At 51.0% G+C, this 18565-nt stretch carries 14 protein-coding genes and 1 tRNA gene; 9 read left to right on the forward strand and 6 right to left on the reverse strand.

The features are described from left to right. The first annotated feature begins 128 nt into the window (after nt 1–128). The 7 genes from RBB63_RS16030 (at nt 129) to RBB63_RS16060 (ending at nt 6174) form a co-directional block, all read left to right on the forward strand. Nucleotides 129–869: a MotA/TolQ/ExbB proton channel family protein gene (locus tag RBB63_RS16030; protein ID WP_309385982.1), complete on the forward strand. Its 741-nt coding sequence runs from the start codon at nt 129–131 to the stop codon at nt 867–869. Then, nucleotides 870–1418, forward strand: a complete 549-nt coding sequence (locus RBB63_RS16035; protein WP_309385983.1) for an ExbD/TolR family protein — start codon at nt 870–872, stop codon at nt 1416–1418. Then, nucleotides 1418–1840 (forward strand): ExbD/TolR family protein, encoded by a 423-nt coding sequence (locus RBB63_RS16040; protein ID WP_309385984.1) that lies wholly within the window; start codon nt 1418–1420, stop codon nt 1838–1840. Before RBB63_RS16035 ends, RBB63_RS16040 begins: the two co-directional genes overlap by 1 nt. Next, nucleotides 1840–3921 (forward strand): hypothetical protein, encoded by a 2082-nt coding sequence (locus RBB63_RS16045; protein ID WP_309385985.1) that lies wholly within the window; start codon nt 1840–1842, stop codon nt 3919–3921. The genes RBB63_RS16040 and RBB63_RS16045 overlap by 1 nt, the downstream gene beginning before the upstream one ends. A 102-nt stretch (nt 3922–4023) precedes the next feature. Next, nucleotides 4024–4108, forward strand: a tRNA-Leu gene (locus RBB63_RS16050). Nucleotides 4109–4330: 222 nt separating this feature from the next. Beyond that, nucleotides 4331–5032, forward strand: coding sequence for a PEP-CTERM sorting domain-containing protein (locus RBB63_RS16055; RefSeq protein ID WP_309385986.1), 702 nt, complete (start codon nt 4331–4333; stop codon nt 5030–5032). A 200-nt stretch (nt 5033–5232) separates the two neighbouring features. Next, a complete protein-coding gene (locus RBB63_RS16060; protein ID WP_309385987.1) occupies nt 5233–6174 on the forward strand; it encodes a hypothetical protein in 942 nt (313 codons plus the stop codon). 99 nt (nt 6175–6273) lie between these two features. Here the strand turns inward: RBB63_RS16060 and RBB63_RS16065 are convergent, their stop codons facing one another. From RBB63_RS16065 to RBB63_RS16090, 6 genes are all read right to left on the reverse strand, one after another. After that, nucleotides 6274–7392: an ABC transporter ATP-binding protein gene (locus RBB63_RS16065; protein WP_309385988.1), complete on the reverse strand. Its 1119-nt coding sequence runs from the start codon at nt 7390–7392 to the stop codon at nt 6274–6276. Then, complete coding sequence (locus tag RBB63_RS16070) at nt 7392–8255, reverse strand: hypothetical protein (RefSeq protein WP_309385989.1); 864 nt, start codon at nt 8253–8255, stop codon at nt 7392–7394. The genes RBB63_RS16065 and RBB63_RS16070 overlap by 1 nt, the downstream gene beginning before the upstream one ends. Before the next feature lie 107 nt (nt 8256–8362). Continuing rightward, nucleotides 8363–9148 carry a glucosamine-6-phosphate deaminase gene (locus tag RBB63_RS16075; protein WP_309385990.1) on the reverse strand — a complete coding sequence of 262 codons (786 nt, stop codon included), beginning with the start codon at nt 9146–9148 and terminating at the stop codon, nt 8363–8365. 11 nt (nt 9149–9159) lie between these two features. Further along, complete coding sequence (locus RBB63_RS16080) at nt 9160–10671, reverse strand: family 20 glycosylhydrolase (protein WP_309385991.1); 1512 nt, start codon at nt 10669–10671, stop codon at nt 9160–9162. Nucleotides 10672–10706: 35 nt separating this feature from the next. Further along, complete coding sequence (locus tag RBB63_RS16085) at nt 10707–11420, reverse strand: hypothetical protein (protein WP_309385992.1); 714 nt, start codon at nt 11418–11420, stop codon at nt 10707–10709. Beyond that, nucleotides 11420–14473, reverse strand: a complete 3054-nt coding sequence (locus RBB63_RS16090; protein WP_309385993.1) for a hypothetical protein — start codon at nt 14471–14473, stop codon at nt 11420–11422. Before RBB63_RS16090 ends, RBB63_RS16085 begins: the two co-directional genes overlap by 1 nt. Before the next feature lie 226 nt (nt 14474–14699). Between RBB63_RS16090 and RBB63_RS16095 the strand changes: the two genes are divergently transcribed. Both RBB63_RS16095 and RBB63_RS16100 read left to right on the forward strand, forming a co-directional pair. Continuing rightward, nucleotides 14700–15809, forward strand: a complete 1110-nt coding sequence (locus tag RBB63_RS16095) for an ROK family protein (protein ID WP_309385994.1) — start codon at nt 14700–14702, stop codon at nt 15807–15809. Nucleotides 15810–15918: 109 nt separating this feature from the next. Then, complete coding sequence (locus RBB63_RS16100; RefSeq protein WP_309385995.1) at nt 15919–18564, forward strand: extracellular solute-binding protein; 2646 nt, start codon at nt 15919–15921, stop codon at nt 18562–18564. Nucleotide 18565 lies beyond the last annotated feature (1 nt).

Here is an 18565-nt window from a genome sequence, read left to right on the forward strand (position 1 = left end):
CATTAAATTCGCACATCTTTGTGATAAGCAGAACAAGCAAGAACTAATTTATGCAATATAATGCACAAAAAGTTCAGCGTCGGTGATTGACTCGATTTGCAGTCTGCAACTAGGTTCCAATTTGTTACATGAAGCGATTATTCCCCCTAATACTCTCGTCGTTGCTTGCATGTCAGGCATTTGCACAAGACGCCGCGTCGACCGCGCCCGAAACTGACGCCACTGGCGCCATTGACTGGGTGGCGGAAGTGCTCAAAGGCGGCGCGACTTCGGTCGTGCTCCTCGTGGTTGGCTTTGTCGGCATTATCTTTTTCATTGAGCGGTTGCTGGTCGTGCGCTCCGGAAATTTCATTCCGGGCAAGCTTGAGCGCGACATTAAGAAATATGCGATTCAATCGGATTTTGAATCCATCGAGCGCGTGTGCCGGAAGTCCAACAGCGTCCTGGGCGATATTGGCAAATATGTGGCCACCCATACACACATCCCGTTCGAGATCCTGTCATTTGGCGTAACCGATATGATTGGCCGGACCGTTAGCCGACAGCACCAGCGCACTTACCCGCTCGCAGTAGTGGCGACGATCTCGCCACTATTGGGTCTGCTCGGCACCATTATCGGGATGATTGAGTCGTTCCAAAAAGTGGCGTTGATGGGCGACACCGGAGATGCCTCCGTGCTCGCAGACTCCATCGGCAAAGCGCTCATCACCACAGCGCTTGGCCTGATGATTGCCATTCCTGCACTGGCCAGCTATCACTTTTACAAGTCGCGCATCAATAGCTACGGCATTCGACTCGAAGAGATGGTCGACGTGCTGATGTCACCCTGGTTGCACCCGGAAACGCAAAGCGAAGAAGAAAGCAAGTAAATGGCCAAGTCGCCTACAGCGTTCACGCCCGTCGCGAATGGACAAGTCTCGCGGGTGGCGACGATTCGTCGCATGCGCCGACGCCGCCGGGGGGATTCCGACATCGAAGTGGACCTTTCCCCGCTGATCGACTGCGTGTTTCTGCTGCTGATTTTTTTCCTCGTCACGACGATGCTGAAAAAGCTCGAAAAGCAAATACCCGTCGTGCTGCCCGACTACACGGTCGCCCTCGCCCCGGTGGCCGAAAACGAGGTAATCATCTACGCCATTACGGAACGCGAGGGCATTCTTCGCGCCAATGAAGGCAAGCGCTCCATGAAGGGGCTCAGCTACCACGGCATTGACTCCTTTGAGGCGGATCTGGCCAGGGTCGCCAGCGATAAAGGAACTGAGGTGGAAATACGCCTCGACGCCGAGCGAGAAGTCCCCGTGCAAACCGTCATTGACACCCTCGATACGCTCGCGCTCCTCGGCTTTGAAAATGTTGGCGTGCGCCTGCGCCATCGCGAACGAGAACACTTTGAACTCCATAAGAAGAGCACCCACTAATGCCCCGCGATGTATATGAAGATGACCAGGATGTGGCGCTAAGCATGTCGCCGCTGATCGACTGTGTGTTCCTGCTGTTGATCTTCTTCCTGGTCACCACCATGCTCAAGAAGGATCTGCGCGATGTGGAGCATCTGAATCTCCCGATCTCACGTTCTTCGCTGGAAGTGCCGCCTGACGAATCAGTGCTGGCCATTGCCATCGACGCCGAAGGCGAAGTCTACCTGGAAGGCGAAGAGACGACGATTGGCCAGCTGCTGGAGGAGCTTAAAGTGATCGAGCAAGATGACCCGGAACGCCGCATCCGCTTGGACACCGATGAGAACACGCCTTTCTACCGGCTGGTTGAAGTCCTCGACGCCTTGAGTTTCCGCAACCTGCGCAACGTCGGCGTGCGCACTTACCACGAAAAATTTGACTAATGTCTTCCCCCCTCACCAGTCGCAAGCCCCTCGTCGTTGCACTAACCCTCGCCAGCATTTTGGTGGGTGGGTTTTCCATCGCGCTTTACCTCAACGAAGACCTTCGCCGCTACACCATTGCGCAAATCGAGGAAATCACGAATGAGGACGGCGAGAAAATCAAACGGGTCAAAATTGAAAAACCTGAGCCCAACGAACAGCAGGTTCGGGAAATTTCCCGCAATCAGGAGCGCAAGAAGCGCGAGGAGCTGAAAGAGAAAGCCAAGGAACTGCGCGAGACCGTTTACAAAATTGAAGAAGTTGTCGAAGCACAGAAAAAGCTCGTTGAAGACCGCCTGACCGAATGGCAACAAATCGCGCTAGCCGCTGATCAGTTGGCCGAACAGGCGCAAGATTTCAACGAGCATCTCGCTGCCGATGATGCGCCGCAAAATCTGGAAACCGCCCGCCCCTTCAGTGAAGAGCTCAAGGAGCTTACGGAAGAATACGCCGAAATGGTCAACCAGATGAAGGATAGCACCGTGACTCCCGACGATGCCAAACAAGCCTCACACAGTGCCCGGGAGTTGCGCAACCAAGCCCGTGATTTTGAGCGTAAATTTAAGCAAGCCACCAGCCAGGCGCCCCCCGAAGACCGGGCCAAGGCCCAAGAGCTTCAAGCAGAGCTCTCTGAGTTCGTCAGCAATGTGGAGCAGCATTACCAAGACATGGATGAGTTCTCCAAGTCCCCCTACTTTTTGGAGAAGGAAGAAGAGACTCCCAGTGAGACAAATCCCGCCGAAAGCGAATTGGCGCAAAACGATGAAGGCGCTCCGACGCAGGATTCGGAGCAACTCGAACTCGATACCGAACTTGAGTCCGCAATGGCCGATGAGGCCACCGATGAACTCGCCCAAAATGGCCAACTCGAAGATGGTGAGATGTCACCTCTGGGCAATCATCTACCCAGCGATGAAGAACTGGAGCAACTCAGCACCGCCGAACTTTATGAGCAAATCCAGGAGATGACCGGCTTGGTTGATGAGGCGTTTGCCGAAGGTCAGGCCGCTGATTTGGCGAACCGTAAGGAGATGTCTCTCCAAAAGGCCAGAGAGGAAGTTTATAAACCAGAATCGCAAAAAGGCCCGGACCTAGGGGAGGCACTTAGCCAAAACCAGCCATCGACTCGCGAAGAATTCCAACAGTTTAATGAAGCACTGGACGAGGCAACCAGCGCCGCCCAGCAAATGTCGCGCACCGCCCAAAACCGCAAGGAAGCCCTGACCGGCGAAAATCAACAGCAGAGCGGGCAAGGGCAAAATGGCGAACAATTGGAGGCCAAGCTCAACCAGAAAAACCAGCTTCAGGCCCAAATGAAAATGCTGGCGCAAAACGGCGGACGACAAAACGGCAACGTGCAGGACATGCGCGCGCTCATGGCCCAGAACTACACCTTGGGCGGTGGCGGCAACGACAGTGATGGCCAAGCCTTGAGCATGTCATTCGAGACGGCAATGAGCCAGAGCGCCCTGCCCAAAACCGTTTCCCTAAATGTGAATAAGACGCTCGCCCAGGCAGTGCCAGGGCGGCGACTGGACATGAATTCCGAGCGTCAAGGTTGGATTTTTCTCGATACCTGGTATGTCATCGGCCCTTGGCAGCGCCCGAATAAAAACGATTCGTTCGATGTGGAATTCCCTCCCGAAAGCCTGGTCGATCTCGACGCGACCTACATTGGTAAAGTCAGCCGTTTCCGCAATGAACCCATGGAGCTCCGGTGGCGCTTCGTTCAGACGGAGAACATCCGCATCAACCCACCCGATGAAATCAGCGACGCCGTCTACTATGGTTACACCGAAGTTTTCTGCGAAGCCGCAACCGAAGTCACCGTAGCAGTCGCCAGCGACGACATGGCCAAGCTTTGGGTGAATGGGCTGGTTGTCTACGAAGACTCGGGGCTCTCCGGTTGGCAGATTGATGAAGGCTTTCGCACCATCCTACTCAAACCAGGCTACAACAAGGTGTTAATCCGTTTGGACAACGGCCCAGCCGTCTGCTATTTCTCGGTGCTCATGTGTCCGACAGAATCTTTAACGAATTAGCCGAGGCGCTCAGCCACCCCTTCAAATAAAATGGCAAAAATGTCGTGAAATGAAGGCTTTACAAGCATCGCTTCGAACGCCATTTTCCTTTGTTTTCCGAGGGCCCAGGTGGCGGAATTGGCAGACGCGGCGGACTCAAAATCCGCTTCCTTCGGGAGTGTGGGTTCGACCCCCACCCTGGGTACCATCTCGAAAAGCCCGCATCAACACGACGATGCGGGCTTTTTCGTGGCCAGAGGACAGCCCATAAGCCCTAAGCACTTTTCATCTAGATTGAATGAAAATGTGCATCCAATAATTGCTGTTAAAGCCTGAGTCGCAGCGGAAATTGCTAATTTCAGAATTGTAGTTGACATTGCACGTCGCATTTATTTCATTGAATGAAACAAATCACTCTAATCCAACGACCATGATGGAACACACCCAAAAGATACCAACTATCGCACTCTTTATTTTGAGTGCCGCAATCGCCAACGCACAGACACTTGTGATTGACGATTTTGACAGCTACACAGATACGACTGAACTTCAGGCAAACTGGAACTCATTCGGAAATGCAGCCACATCTGGCGCTCCGCTTCTCGCCGCTGGACAAGGTGTAGACGGCAGCAATGCGGCTGCCTTCAGCTTGAACTGGTTTGCCACCGGAGCCAGTAATGCAAACATGCGCCGCATCAATCTAACTAGCCTTGACTTGAGCAGTTATGATTTCCTCGATGTCAACCTATTCGTCGAAACGGATACCGGCAACGATTCCCCCACAAATCCCACTATCCTAAAGATTGCGTTTCAATCGAGCGATTCCACTATCTGGCAAACGTCATTAAGCTTTGCGCTGGAACCAAACCTTGACGCATACTCTCTACTTTCATTCGAACTTTCTGAAACCGCGATGGAAAGAGTCAGTGGAAGTGGCTCCTTTGCAGATTCCATTGTTGATATCACTAATATCCGTCTGCGCTTTGAGAATGTGGAGGAAGCAAACGTTGGGCAAACGGCATTCGTCAGTTCCATTGTCGCGAGCACCATACCGGAACCAAGCACTTACGCTCTCGGCTTTGGTTTAGCCATGGCTGGAACCGTTTTGTTATGGCGGCGAAAAGCTCAATAACAACATAGTCACCGTATATTCCATAGCGCGATTACTTACCAGGTCGCGCTATTTTTTTACCCGCCCCTGATCAAGTCGTCATACAGTTCAACTGCATGGCCTGGCTTAGCCGTATCATAACCGCACTAAATTCTTATATTCATTACATCATGCGCTATCTTCAACCAGCACCAAACTCATTCCACCTCCTCGTAAGATACATGGCCTTAATAGCCTGCCAATTACTCTTCACCACTGCGACGCTCCGAGCCGATATCGACCACGCACTGTGGGTTTGGGATGCCGAATGCATCACGGACTCCACTAAGCGCAGTGATCTCTTTAATTTCTGCACTAACAAGGGCATTACCACGATCTTCATTAATACGGGCAACGCATTTGTTGATCCCAATGACACAGCCTACGCGAGTAAACATCCCGTTACGAATCCGCAGTTAGGTCAATTCAACATCGCCGCGCACAACCTTGGCATTCATGTGCATGCGTCGGACGGCGACCCGTCATTTTGCCTGAACAGCCAACATAGCCGAGCAGTTGGCCGCATGCAGATGGCGGTTACCTTCAATTACAATCAGGCTATCAATGCCCGCCTCGATGGATTCAACTGGGACATCGAACCACATGGACTAGCCGCATGGGCAAACGCATCATATGAGCAAAGGCGCGCCTATCTGAACGGTCTACTACTCGTCGCCGAGCAATTAACCGACGAAGCAATAGACGCGATTCCCGAGTTGCCCATTGGTTTCACGATTCCTTTCTGGTACGATAATACCGAGTACGTTCGCTCCTTCAACGGAGTCACCAAGGAGACTACGTTCCATCTGTTCGACATAGTGTCTGCGTCAGATGATGCTTACATTGCCATCATGGCCTACCGCGACACCGCTTACTCCTCCTATTCACTTGCGGTCGATGAGTATGAATACGCAAAATTATCCACACCCAATGTAAAGATCTGGCATGGCTTGGAAACTGGTCCTTTTTCGCCCGAATACGTTACTTTTCATGAAGAAGGAGAAATCCAGTTAAACTCAAACATAACGATGCTGGAATCATACTTGGCTCCGTATCTCCCGCCAAACTCAGACGTTGTTGCTGGCGTCGCCATTCATGCATATCAATATTACAGCGCTTGGTAAACGTCGCATCATCCTGTGATGAAAACCTCAATCACGTCTCGCAGTGGTTCTTCTGCTGCGAGACGTTTTTTCAACTGACATGGCTCGACAACGATTCGCTTAAGAAACCTTCTGCATGGTTTCCGCATCAAATAAATGAATTTTATCGATGTTCATGCCGATCGTCGCTCGTTCACCAATCCGATGCTTGTTATCGCTCGGAAAGCGTCCGATGAAATCGTGACGCCCTGTGTTGAAATATAAATACGTCTCAGCCCCCATCGGCTCGACAACTGTGACTTCCGCATTCAATTCACAGCATGCCGTTCGGGCAGAGGAAATAACATCCTCAGGTCGAATGCCCATCATGACTCTACGGCCCTGAAATCCCCTTGCCAAAGAAGCTAAGCGATCGTCCAGCGAGATACGGAAAGGAGCCGCGCTTAAATTATGCTCTACAAAGGAAAGTCGACTTCCTTCTTTCTCGATCTTGCCTTCAAAGAAATTCATCGGGGGACTGCCGATAAAGCCAGCAGTGAATACATTGTTCGGTCGGCAATACAGCGATATAGGATCATCCACTTGCATGATTTCGCCATCCTTCATTACGCAGATTCGATCTCCCATGGTCATGGCTTCAACTTGATCATGGGTCACGTAGATCATTGTCGCCTGCAACCGGGCATGAAGCCTCGAAATTTCCGTACGCATCTGCACGCGCATTTTCGCATCCAGATTAGAAAGCGGTTCATCGAACAAAAAAACTTTCGGTTTGCGGACAATGGCTCTGCCTAACGCGACACGCTGTCGCTGCCCGCCTGACATCTGTTTGGGCTTGCGCTCCAGCATAGCCTCCAAGCCTAGAATCTCCGCTGCCTCATAAACGCGCTGACGAATTTCTGCGCAGGGAAATTTTTGCAGCTTCAATCCAAAAGCCATGTTATCGAACACCGTCATATGCGGATACAGAGCATAGTTCTGAAACACCATCGCGATATCCCGATCTTTCGGCGCAACATTGTTCACAATGCGTCCATCGATCTCGATGCTCCCCGAAGTCACATTCTCCAAGCCGGCAATCATACGCAATGTCGTCGATTTTCCACAGCCGGATGGGCCAACCAAAATCATGAATTCTCCCTGTTCGATTTCCAAGTTAATGCCTTTGACGGCTGTAAACTTGGAGCGTCCACCATCCTGGTATTCCTTTACCAGCTTATTTAAATTTACTAAACCCATTATAAAACCTCAGCTTGAATTAAAGGTAAATTCAGCAACTGGCGGACTCTGTCCCCCATGGACTGTTCTGCGTCCTCCCGAGTGACTCCGAAGTGACTCTGTAGGCAAAGGACCGCCTCGTCCGGCGTTAGAGATGATCCGGCAAACCCTGAATGGTCTGGTTGCCGGACAATGCGATCTGCGCCAACAACCAGCTCCAGTTCACCCAGTGTATAGAGACCGCTGGGGGCCGCTGCTGCCGCCATACAATCCGTTGTGAAGATCGACCGACGCCAACCTTTTATCCGGACATAGTTTTTCAATACCGGAAAAGGTATGTGCACGCCATCAGGGATGAAGCACGCCGTCAGCTCATCTCGCGACAAGAGACGGTTGATTATGTTATCATGCCGATGCAGCATCTGCGGAGCCCCGTTCCCCAAGTGAGTGCAGAGACTTGCACCAGCAGTTATCGCCCGATCAATCTCATGCTCACTTGCATTCGTGTGCCCCAAGCTAACGGTGACGCCACGCTTGACGAACTCGCAAATCGCCTCCCTCCCCCCTTTTCGCTCGGGGGCCAGAGTAACGAGCCTAAGCAATCCCCCGGAAGCAGAAACCAGCTGGTTTAACACCTTCGGGTTCGGGTCGATTACGGCATGGATTGGATGCGCTCCACGATAGCCATCCACCTCGCTGATAAAGGGTCCTTCCAGATGCACCCCCTCTACCATCTCGTGAATGATAGGCGACTCCTGACGCCACTTTACCAGCTGACACATTTGCTGACAAAGCAGATCAACTTCCGCAGTGATCAGCGTAAATAAAAACCCGGCAACGCCATGTGCGCGCAATTGCCGACAGGCGGTTTCCAATTCAGACATGCAAAGGTCTGGGTTCTGAAAATCAACGCCCGCAAATCCGTTAACCTGCAGATCAAATAAACTTGGGCTTCGCATCGGGTTCGCTCAACAAATTGATTCGCGTGCAATTATGGCATCAGCGAGGCTGCATCGCGATCAAGCCATAACACCGCTGAGGGATGTTGGCGCAAAATCGATGCGGGACACGCCGTGCTCACTGGGCCGTTTAAACTACGTGCGACTGCATTCGCCTTTAACTTTCCCGGAACCACACAAGATACGTGGCGACACGCGATCAATGCAGGTATCGTTAAGGTAAATGCGTGTGTCGGCACTTCTTCAATCCGAGCGAAGCAACCATCGTTGACCTGCTGCCGTCGGCAGGCGCCTTCCAGCTCAACAACTTTCACCCACAGCGGGTCATCAAAGTCAGCAACTGGCGGGTCGTTAAAGGCAATGTGGCCGTTCTCACCGATGCCCATGCAAACCAGATCAATAGCGGACAGTTTGAGCGCGGCTTCGTAGCGTGCTCGCTCCGCTTCCAAGTCTTCCTCATCACTGCCGATCAGTTGAACCTCGCGGCAATCAACATATGAAAGCAGATGCTCGTTCAGGTAATGGCGAAAGCTCTGAGGGTTATCTGCTGACAAGCCGATGTAGTCGTCCATATGAAAGACTACGACCTTAGACCAATCAACCTCTCTGCGACGTTCCATCAACTCATGCAAGAAATTATCCTGCGAAGGCGCGCATGCAAAAATAACCCTAGCTTCGCCTCGCTCCTCAATGGCTTCATTGATGACGTGAATGACGTAAGCAGCAGACGCCTCACCTTGCGATTTGCGATCGGAGAAGATCTCCACCGCAAGTGAATCGACTTGCATCGCCGTTTGAATATTACTCGGAGTTTTCATGATAGTATATGCTAATTCGAAGAAATGAGGCTGCCTTTAGAATGTGCTTCAACAACCTGTAGGCTCTTCCGGAAATTGATAAGCAGGTACTCAGCTTCCTCCCAATCAAAGACTGGAGCGAACCTGCGTGGGTCGTCCGCGAAACGCTCGTGATCCCAAACCTGCTCTAATTTCCCAAGCCACTTTTCACCCTCTGCTACAATGTAATCAGTTTCTTCCGCAGTTGCTGAATCTGACTTCAAGAGAGCCGCACGTTTATACAGATATGACATCCAACCCGCAAACAGTCTGAGGGTTTCCAGTGTGCGACATTCAGACCTAACGATCGGCAGAAAGCGCTTAATCTGATCTGCGATCATTGACCAGTCCGCCGAACTTCTCACCAAAGCTGAATGCTTTAACTGCTCCGGCCTAGCCGTGAGAATGCTGAGGTATTCTTTGCGCTTAGGTGCAATGTCAAAGCTAAGCTTCAATGCCCCGATAATTCCTGGGGTTGGCTCTGCATCATGAAACGTCCGGATATAATTTTTCAGACTCCGGGAAATATCCATGTTTCCCTCAGACAACATCGTGTCTGCAGCAATACTCAGGGATGGCCACAGTGAGTCGTGAAGGAAGCGCATTGGCGTCCAAATCGTCGTGAGCGCGCCAACCACTTTCCCTTTCCCCGACAGTTGTTGATAGCCGCTCATCCTTTCGATATTCGGCAGGGCTATTTTGCCAGGATAAGCTTGCTGATCATACGTAATGAGCGCGGGACAAAGCAAAACGTCGAAACCTGTATCAAGTAGTCGTTGAGCAAGCTCCGGCGTAACGTCGGGGTGGTATTGCCAAACGGCGATCAGTATGTCCCTCGGCAAGTCTTGTATAAAGCCTGTGTCAAAACTGTTTTGATCAACCCACATGATCATCTTTCGTCCGAGCGACTTCACCTCATTGTAGATGAACGATACATATTCAGCTAAAAGTTCAGATACGCTTTGAGTCTTCAATGCCTCTCGCGTTAATGGGTGGCCACCGAGCTTTATTTCATCGAGCCCTACATGGATCCAAGGCGAAGGGAAGATGTCCGCGACATCGCCCAGCAGACGTTTCATCAAACTCCTGGTTTCTGGATGCAGTGGGCAAATTGCCGTAAAGTCGCCATCGCTCTCACAAAGATGTTGATAGTCTGTGCGGCGTGTAATGTAGCGAGAATGCCCCAGCGTCTCTAGCTCTGGAATGAGGGTGATGCCGTTACGCTCAGCATAGGCGATTAAGTCGCGCATCTCATCTGCACGGTAAGCATGCTTGTCCGCCAAGCCAGGCTCACTAGGCAATTCCAAACTCAAACCCTGATCATCGGAGAAATGCCAGAGTATTGTGTTTAAACCTTTAGCCGCACAGAACTGAATGAATCGCCGGTAGTATTCCCGGCTTTCCATACAGCGAGCGCTGTCGATCATGAAGCCTCTCATATACATACTTTTTTCTTTAAAACCGCCAGGCTTGAATGCCGCAGTTAATCCGTAGTCATCGAACATAACACTACTACGATTCCTTTATTTTATTCAATGAATTAATTTAACCACGTGAATTTTTCCTCCTCAGGCAAGTCGTAATAGAGCTTAAACGAAACCTCCCTTTCACCGCTCAAGTCATCGGCAAGACTCGGATAGAAGATGATCAATATTCGCGCATGCTGACGCACCTCTATGGCGGTCGATAAAAAGCGTGTCCAGTTCGTCTCAGTTGAGTCCTTTCTGACGAATTGAAGCGGCACGAACCCCTGGCTCCCGTTTAAAGACACTGCCTGATCCTTAACCTCATCGAGGACTACCTTTTCCCCGTTAACAAGCCCAGCAATCGGACGACCACTGAGGTTTAGCAAGCGAATTGAATTCTCGGGATGCGCTGCTTTACTATCATCAAGCGCTAGCAAATTAAGGTTCTCTGATTTCCTGTCGTACTGGGCGAGAAACAAGACCTCACGCCATTCTGCATTTGCAGTCAATTTCCCTACGACAAGCGCTCCGTCATCCTTGCCGCCGGGGTGTTTGCTAAAGCTAAGTTCCCGACCTCCCCGATAGTGCAACGCCTCTGAACGCTGATCGATAGGCGCATAGAGTGACTTCATCTCCCCATCAATCGGAAGCGCGATTCCTGACAAGGGCTCAGCTCCCCACGAGATCATTCTAAAACGAAACGAAACCAGTTCATTCGACTCGGCCAAAGCCAGTGCACTCGACGCGAGCGCCATACATATAGTAATCAGTGTAATAGATAATTTCATCATATTTCTCCCTCTTTCAGCCATCGAAAATCGATAACCTTAAACTCTCTTCCCATTTCATCCATTGGCTCAAAAAAAGCAGGTTCGTCTGGATTCTGACTAACGGGCGTAACAGCTTCCGGGAAGCGCTGGACAACCGCTTCGCAAATAGCCTCAGCTTCGATCTCATGGGTATACGGGTTGATAAAATCACCGTATGATCGAATGATGAAAGTATCAGACCTAACCGTCAGATACGGGCCGATTGCAGTAAGCACGTCAGCCTGCGTCAACCACCCAGGAGCCGCAGTGTTCCTGGAGCCCAAACCAGCTTCTGGATTCGGCGCTGCAGAACTGTCATAGCTAGTCACTTGCGGCAAAGCGAAAGAACTGTTGATACCCGATTCTGCGAAACTTTCTCCGTTCAACTCTACGCCAGCAGTAGCGTCAATTGCCGCTTGCAAGAGACCAACATTCTCCTCCAATGGCCGGTTGATAAATTCGGCAAGAGAGTTAAATGGTTCTCCTCGCGCACGAATACGGTAAACAATCTGCGCAGCCAGATTCTCAACCTGTTCGGAGTTTAGCGCATGATAGCCACTCCACTCTTTATCTGCGCTGCCATTGGGGTTTGGCGTGCGGAAAAAGCTATTATCCAAAACAACTTCCTCAATCGCACTGGCGTCGGTGTCATAGTACGCCATACTTAAACCACCGAAATTACTCAAAAACGCTTTCCAAGCATCAAGCGACGTCGAGTTCACATTAAAGCCTCCTCGAATCATCAAGCCAGCAGCGGCTAGCTCTGGATCACTGTAAAGCAAATCAGTTGGCTCTCGCAACAATTCAATACGCGGATTCTTTGCTATCCATTCTCCAGAATTATCTTCGCCGGAAAGACCTGAAAAAAAGAAATCGTCCCAGAAAAACGCATTCAGCTCATAACTGAGATCCACGCTTTCCGGTTCCACAAATGGACTCGCGTATGAGTTGCCAACGGCATAGCTTGGATCCCATACTCGTGATGACAACGGAGCGTGCTGCAGATAGCCCAGTGAAGTTATCGGCTGCCTCGGCACACTGAAAAGGGTGACCACACTTTCGCCAGCAGCGTCAGATGAAGCGCCCCAGAAGCCCCGTGCATCTCCTTCGGAATCTAACTGAAAGTCCGATATCCAGTCAGCATTCAATGGTAGTTGATTGTTTGTATTTCCAGCATCCGCCAGCCAAAGCGGATGAGAAATCCAGTCAGGCGGGCGCGTATTCTCAAAAGATGAGCGTGGATTGAAATCTGCCAACCATCGCAGACCAGTACCCGCATAATTATCAGAGACATAGTCGGTTGCGCTATTCCTCATATTGAACCTTCGGCGAATTAAGTTGATGGAAGGCGGCAAACCGCCCTCCTCTGGCTCCAGGCTGACCTGAACCTTGGGCTGTCCACCATCGTCTAGCTGGTTAGAACTCGGAGAAATACCGATTCCGATGTCTTCAATAGTTTGTAATTCCTTCCAAACGCCATCCTCACTCAAGCGGAAAAGCAGCGAATAACGTCCGCCACTGATCTGCATCGTAACTCGTCCCTCTGGACCACGGGTATGTGAGCCCAAAATCCTGCGAGTATCCTTCCAGGCATAATTCGCGGTGGGGTATGCTTCTGCCAACAGCACGCCCCCCTCACCTGCTTCCGGATACTCATCGGTATCCGCCAGCCCAAATAACTTTACCTCTCCAGGCTCGAAAGCAACACCCCGCAATTGCAGCGTTGGATATTCTCCCAATAAGTCCTTAGGAAAAAATTCAACCGGGCGTGTATGAACTCCATCCTCAAATTCACTAGAACTGTATTCTGGCTCGGGATCAAAAGACACCATGACATAACCGCGCCCAGTCGCCGGCTGCACCTCCAACTGATAATCCGAGGGAGCTAACGCAACATCGTATGGATTAGCCAATGCCACAACAGGCTTCATGGTTAGGCGTAAAGTTGCACCATCCTCACTGCCAGAACGCATCGCTCCCCAACCGATCTGCAACATCACCGGCAAAGGAAACAAACCAGCTTGATTCGACTCAGGCGCAGTCGGCGCGATGACAGGCATGGTCGCCATCGCGTCACTCCAATTTGCCCAAGGATTGGCGAAGCTGCGAAGCACTCCCCAAGTAACCGTAGAAATATCTGGTGCGGGCAATATTTCTGCATCCGTTGCATAAGGGGCATCATTGTAATCCACATCCAAAATCCGCGAAAGATCTTTGCGAAAACCACCACTTGAAACGCTGACTGGCAAGCTTCTTGAAACGACCGAACCAGCCAATGCAAGCGCAGCCAATTGCTCTGTGGAACCACCACCAGCGATGTTCGATTGCAGAATATCAACCTGCCCCTGCGAAATGACTTTTTCCAGACTCTCTCCCCACTGCACTTTGCCGCGAAACTCTCGCATTGACTCCCATGCTTCGATTTCCTCGATCCCATAGCGCCATGTAGATTCACGGGCCCGCCTCAATTGCGCTTCGTCAGTGCTCTCCCAGGCCGGATCATTTAAATTTATGCGCGCCTTAACCCCCTCATCCATTATCCAGTAAGCATAACGCCCAAATCCTTGTGCATCGACATCCTGCAGCGGCGCCATAACCTCAAAATTGCTTCCCTCACCTCCCCAGAGCGTTACTCCATTATCGAGCTGGGTTAGCGGTGAAAACTGAGTAGGAGCTTCACTATTGGCGTTTCCGGACACTAACCAGGTCATGAGAGAACCATCGGTCGCGTCCCATACGCCTGTCCAATACTCATGTGGCATGCCTGCACCACTTAGAATATTGGCCCGTGCAGTAACACGCTGATCGCTGCCGGCAGCACTCTGCAAATGCCCAAGCGCTACCAATAGTCCTAAGCGCGCATTCTCCTTGGCCATTGCCTCGGAGGCGACATATGCACTCGTCGCCAGCTCCGTTCTGGTGAGAGTCGCCATCGATAGCGCAATGAGCAGCATAAAGCTCATCAAGCTCAGCGCGACGACCAAGGCAAATCCCCTTACTCCGCCTTCATAGTCCTGAATATTTTTAACCATCAATCCATCCCTCCACTTGCGCCACCTCAAGTTTAATTGAAGTTTCACCAGCCTATTGTTTCATTTAATGAAATATTTATCTCGACTCATGTCAATATTTAGTTTTTCTCTAAATTCAGGATGCGACCGGCTTGATTATTAGCTTGGTCAAAGCAACAGTAGCGGGTCTATTACTACATTTAGCTAAATAATACATTCATTACACAAGTCGCTAGCAAAACCATCCATGAGCAAAACCCACAACACAGATAGCAAGTCCAAGAATAATCGTAAGCAGGCGCAGATTGCGAACCGGCTACGCATTCTCCGCCTAATTTACTCCAAGACGCCATACTCCCAACGTGGGCTCACCCTGGAAACGCAGCTACAAGCCTCTACAATCTCCAATATCATCTCCGAACTATTAAAGTCAGATATGGTAATCGAGGGAGAATCACTTGAGAGCGGAAAAGTTGGACCACGAGAAACTATTTTGCGCATCAATCCGAAATTCACAGCGACAATCGGAATCAACATACACACGACCGCTCAAGACATATGCTTGATGAACGGAAGCGGCGAAATCATTTCACAGGATTGGCTTCAAAAGCCCTGGAGCGATGACTCCATTCACTTGATTGCCGATGAAATCAAAAACACCGTAAAGAAAGCCGGACTTCGCATGAAGGATATCGGCGGCGTAGGCTTCGCCGTCCCAGGCGTAGTCGATAATGAGACGGGTAAAGTCATATTATCTCGCGCGCTCAAACTGGAAAACTATCCGCTGCGCGACTTCATCCGCCAGAAACTCAAGACCCCGGTAAACATAGACCGTAACGTGATCAGCGGCAGTTACTATGAGCAGCACGCGCAACCGGACTCTAACTGGGCCAACTCGGGTTACCTCTTCATCAAGGACGTAACGCCACAAAAAGCGGTGAGTGAATACTCGGTTGGAATGGCATTGACCGTAAATGGGAACATCTACCGTGGCATTAACCATGCGGCAGGTGAGCTTGACGCCGTGCTCCTCCCCTCCGAAGAAGAAAGCGCGCGCAGCCGCGCTAATGCTCAGGAATTTTTCCGCAACATGGGTAGTCATCTCGCCTCGGCGGTAAACCTTTTGGATATCGGCAAGCTCATCGTCTCATCCGACGTAGACACGATGTCGCCTGACGATTTTAAAATCCTCTCTGCCGCTCTCTCCGATTCCCTGATTCCAATCAGTAATCGGACGTTCGAAGCGTCATTTTCAAAGCTGGGATTCTCTGGTATGACCCAGGGCGCCGCCCTGCAGGTGCTGCATCAAAAGCTGGAGAACGACCTCAGCGATATCATTCTAAATCATCGAAAGTAAATCCTCCCCTATGCTTCGACCCGCGTTGGTAAGTTTGTGTATTTTCTGCACTCCTCTTTTTCTCTCAGGAAACACGACTGTAGAGAGCTCAGAAAAAGTAAACGTACGCGTGCAGAACCTGCCAGGTCCGACATCGGAGGGCGTCAATGCCCAAGCCCAACGCAAGGTGTTGAAGAGCTTCCTTGACCAGCACCCCGACATACAAATTGAACCTTTCGCGATGCCCAAGATTGCTGGTAGCGCGATGGACATCGGGCCACTCATGGCCATCGCCGCTGGCATACCTCCACATGGAATCTATGTAAATTTCCGCCAGTCTTCCACCTATGTTGAACAGGGGTTCCTTGAGCCAATGGAAGTGCTACTCGCACGCATACTCAGCGACAACGAGCAAGTGCGCCAATGGGATAATCAGAATGCGTGGCTTGCCGATCCCAGCGAAGTGGAAATCCAAACCGCCATTGCCGCCATCAAAGCGCGCACGCCCAAGCCAGCATGGCCCGTTGTGTATCGTCCCAATTTCGCATCGGACAGCACGAGCCCTCACATCTGGGCGCTGCCAACCAGGACGTTGGTTGTTGGCTTGCTATACCGAAAAGACCTCTTTCAGGAGGCCGGTCTCAATCCAGATAAACCACCCAGTAATTGGACGGAATTACTGGAGTATGCCCGCGCATTACGCGACCCAATAAAACGTCAATATGGCATGGTGTTTGACCCCAGTAACCCATTGGGCTACGAAGCTTACACCTTCATCGTTTCACAAGGAGGGCGCGCGGTAAAAGAAAGCGCCCCTGGCGTCTGGGAAGCTTCATTTGCATCACCGCAAGTAGCAGAAGCTGCCTACTTTTTCTGGCAACTACTGCGAGAGCCTTTTACCAAAAACGGCACGACCATCAATGGCGCAGCTGGCCTGATTCCCGGTGGGCGAAAACTGGATTGGAACCGCGGTAAAGTGGGCATGATTTTTTCCTACTTAGACAGCGAGCTCCTGGACAGCATAAATCCCCAACTCGTAGGCATTGCGCCCGTCCCCGAGGCCTCCTCCGGCGTGAGAGCTAGCGAAATAAACTCTGAAATGCTAGGCGTCTTCTCGCAAAGCACGCCAGCCCAGAAATTGGCGGTTATGCGCTACATATGGTACATTACCGGATCAGATGCCGAACGCATTCGCACCGAGACATTCGTCGAGAACCGCTATGGCATGTTCGTGAACCCCGAGCTACTCGAAAAATACGGTTACCAGCGCATCCTGCAAAGAGTGCCTCCAAGTTGGCGCGAGACGTTCAACCATTCCATGGAAGACGGCGTTCCTGAGCCCTACGGGCGCAATACTCAGAGCGTTTATCGCTGGATGTCTTTACCATTCACGCAAACCCTCGACACCAATTTTGAAGGGATGCCCAAAGAGCAAGCCATCAAAACAATCTTGGGATATCTGGAAAGCACCGCACAGGAAATGGACGAAAAGGCGCTGGGTAACATCTCGCCAGAACAAATGCGAATCCGGCGCATCGGCGCGTTGATTGTCCTCGGCATTGTGATTGCGTCATTTGCGATAGGCTTTCGCTATTTGTGGCGCTACTTCACGCAGATCGATCAGAGCTTGCCCGCCAATAATGCGAGCCGACGCATCAAAGTTGGCTACCTTCTGTTAATACCAGGCTTGTCGCTAATCCTGATGTGGCAATACCTTCCGCTCTTGGGTGGCGGACTGAGCATTGCATTCATGGATTACCGCATTGCACTCGAAAGTGTCTGGGTAGGCATTGATAACTTTGCCAACGTACTGTTTGATGATAAATTTTGGGCCGGCATTGGGCGAACGTTCTACTTTGTGGCGCTCATGCTGGGCCTTGGGTTTTGGCCGCCTATTCTACTGGCGATACTGCTTCAGGAAGCGCCAACCAACACCGCAAAGTATATCTTTCGGACTATTTTCTACCTACCTTCAGTCTTAAGCGGCATCGTCGTCATGTTTCTCTGGAAGCAGCTGTATGACCCCTCTCCTACTGGCATTCTCAATACAATCATCATGAGCGTAAATGCGTTGGATCCAATATTCGCATCTCTGCTCAAACTCATCTTCCTTGCCGTGTGGTTGCTGCTGATTTTTTGCCTGATCTATTTACCATTCAAGCTTCAGGAACAAAGCACAGCAATGAAGGTTGGCATGTGGCTATTCGGCGTTGGCTTCATACTAGTAACCTTATGGCCGATATATAATGGCCTTTCCACGGCTGGCCTAGCTGGCGCGTCGAGCGTTATCGGCTCACTTTTCCGTGGCTTTCAAGTCGAGCCCATGCGCTGGCTAGAAAACCCAAGCACCGCGATGCTCTGTGTCGTGATCCCAACGGTGTGGGCAACATCCGGCCCCGGATGCATTATATACTTGGCAGCATTAAAAACGGTGCCAGAAGAACTATACGAGGCAGCAGAAATCGACGGCGCCAATTTCTGGCACAAGGTCTTTTACATCGTGCTGCCACGGCTGAAATTCTTAATACTCATACAGTTCGTGGCTGCTGTTGTGGCAGCATTTAAAGGCGGACAGGAATTCATCCTGGTAATGACGGGGGGCGGCCCTGCTGAAGCAACGACGATCCTGTCATTAGAGATATTTTTCCGCACTTTCCTGGATCTCGAATTCGGGATAGGCACGGCTATGGCATGGCTGCTTGGCGCGCTTCTGATTGGCTTTACTGCCTATCAACTACGCCTACTGGCCAACGCAGAATTCAAAGGAGGTAATTAAA

This window comes from Cerasicoccus frondis (assembly GCA_031296915.1).
Classification (GTDB): Bacteria; Verrucomicrobiota; Verrucomicrobiia; order Opitutales; family Cerasicoccaceae; genus Cerasicoccus; species Cerasicoccus frondis.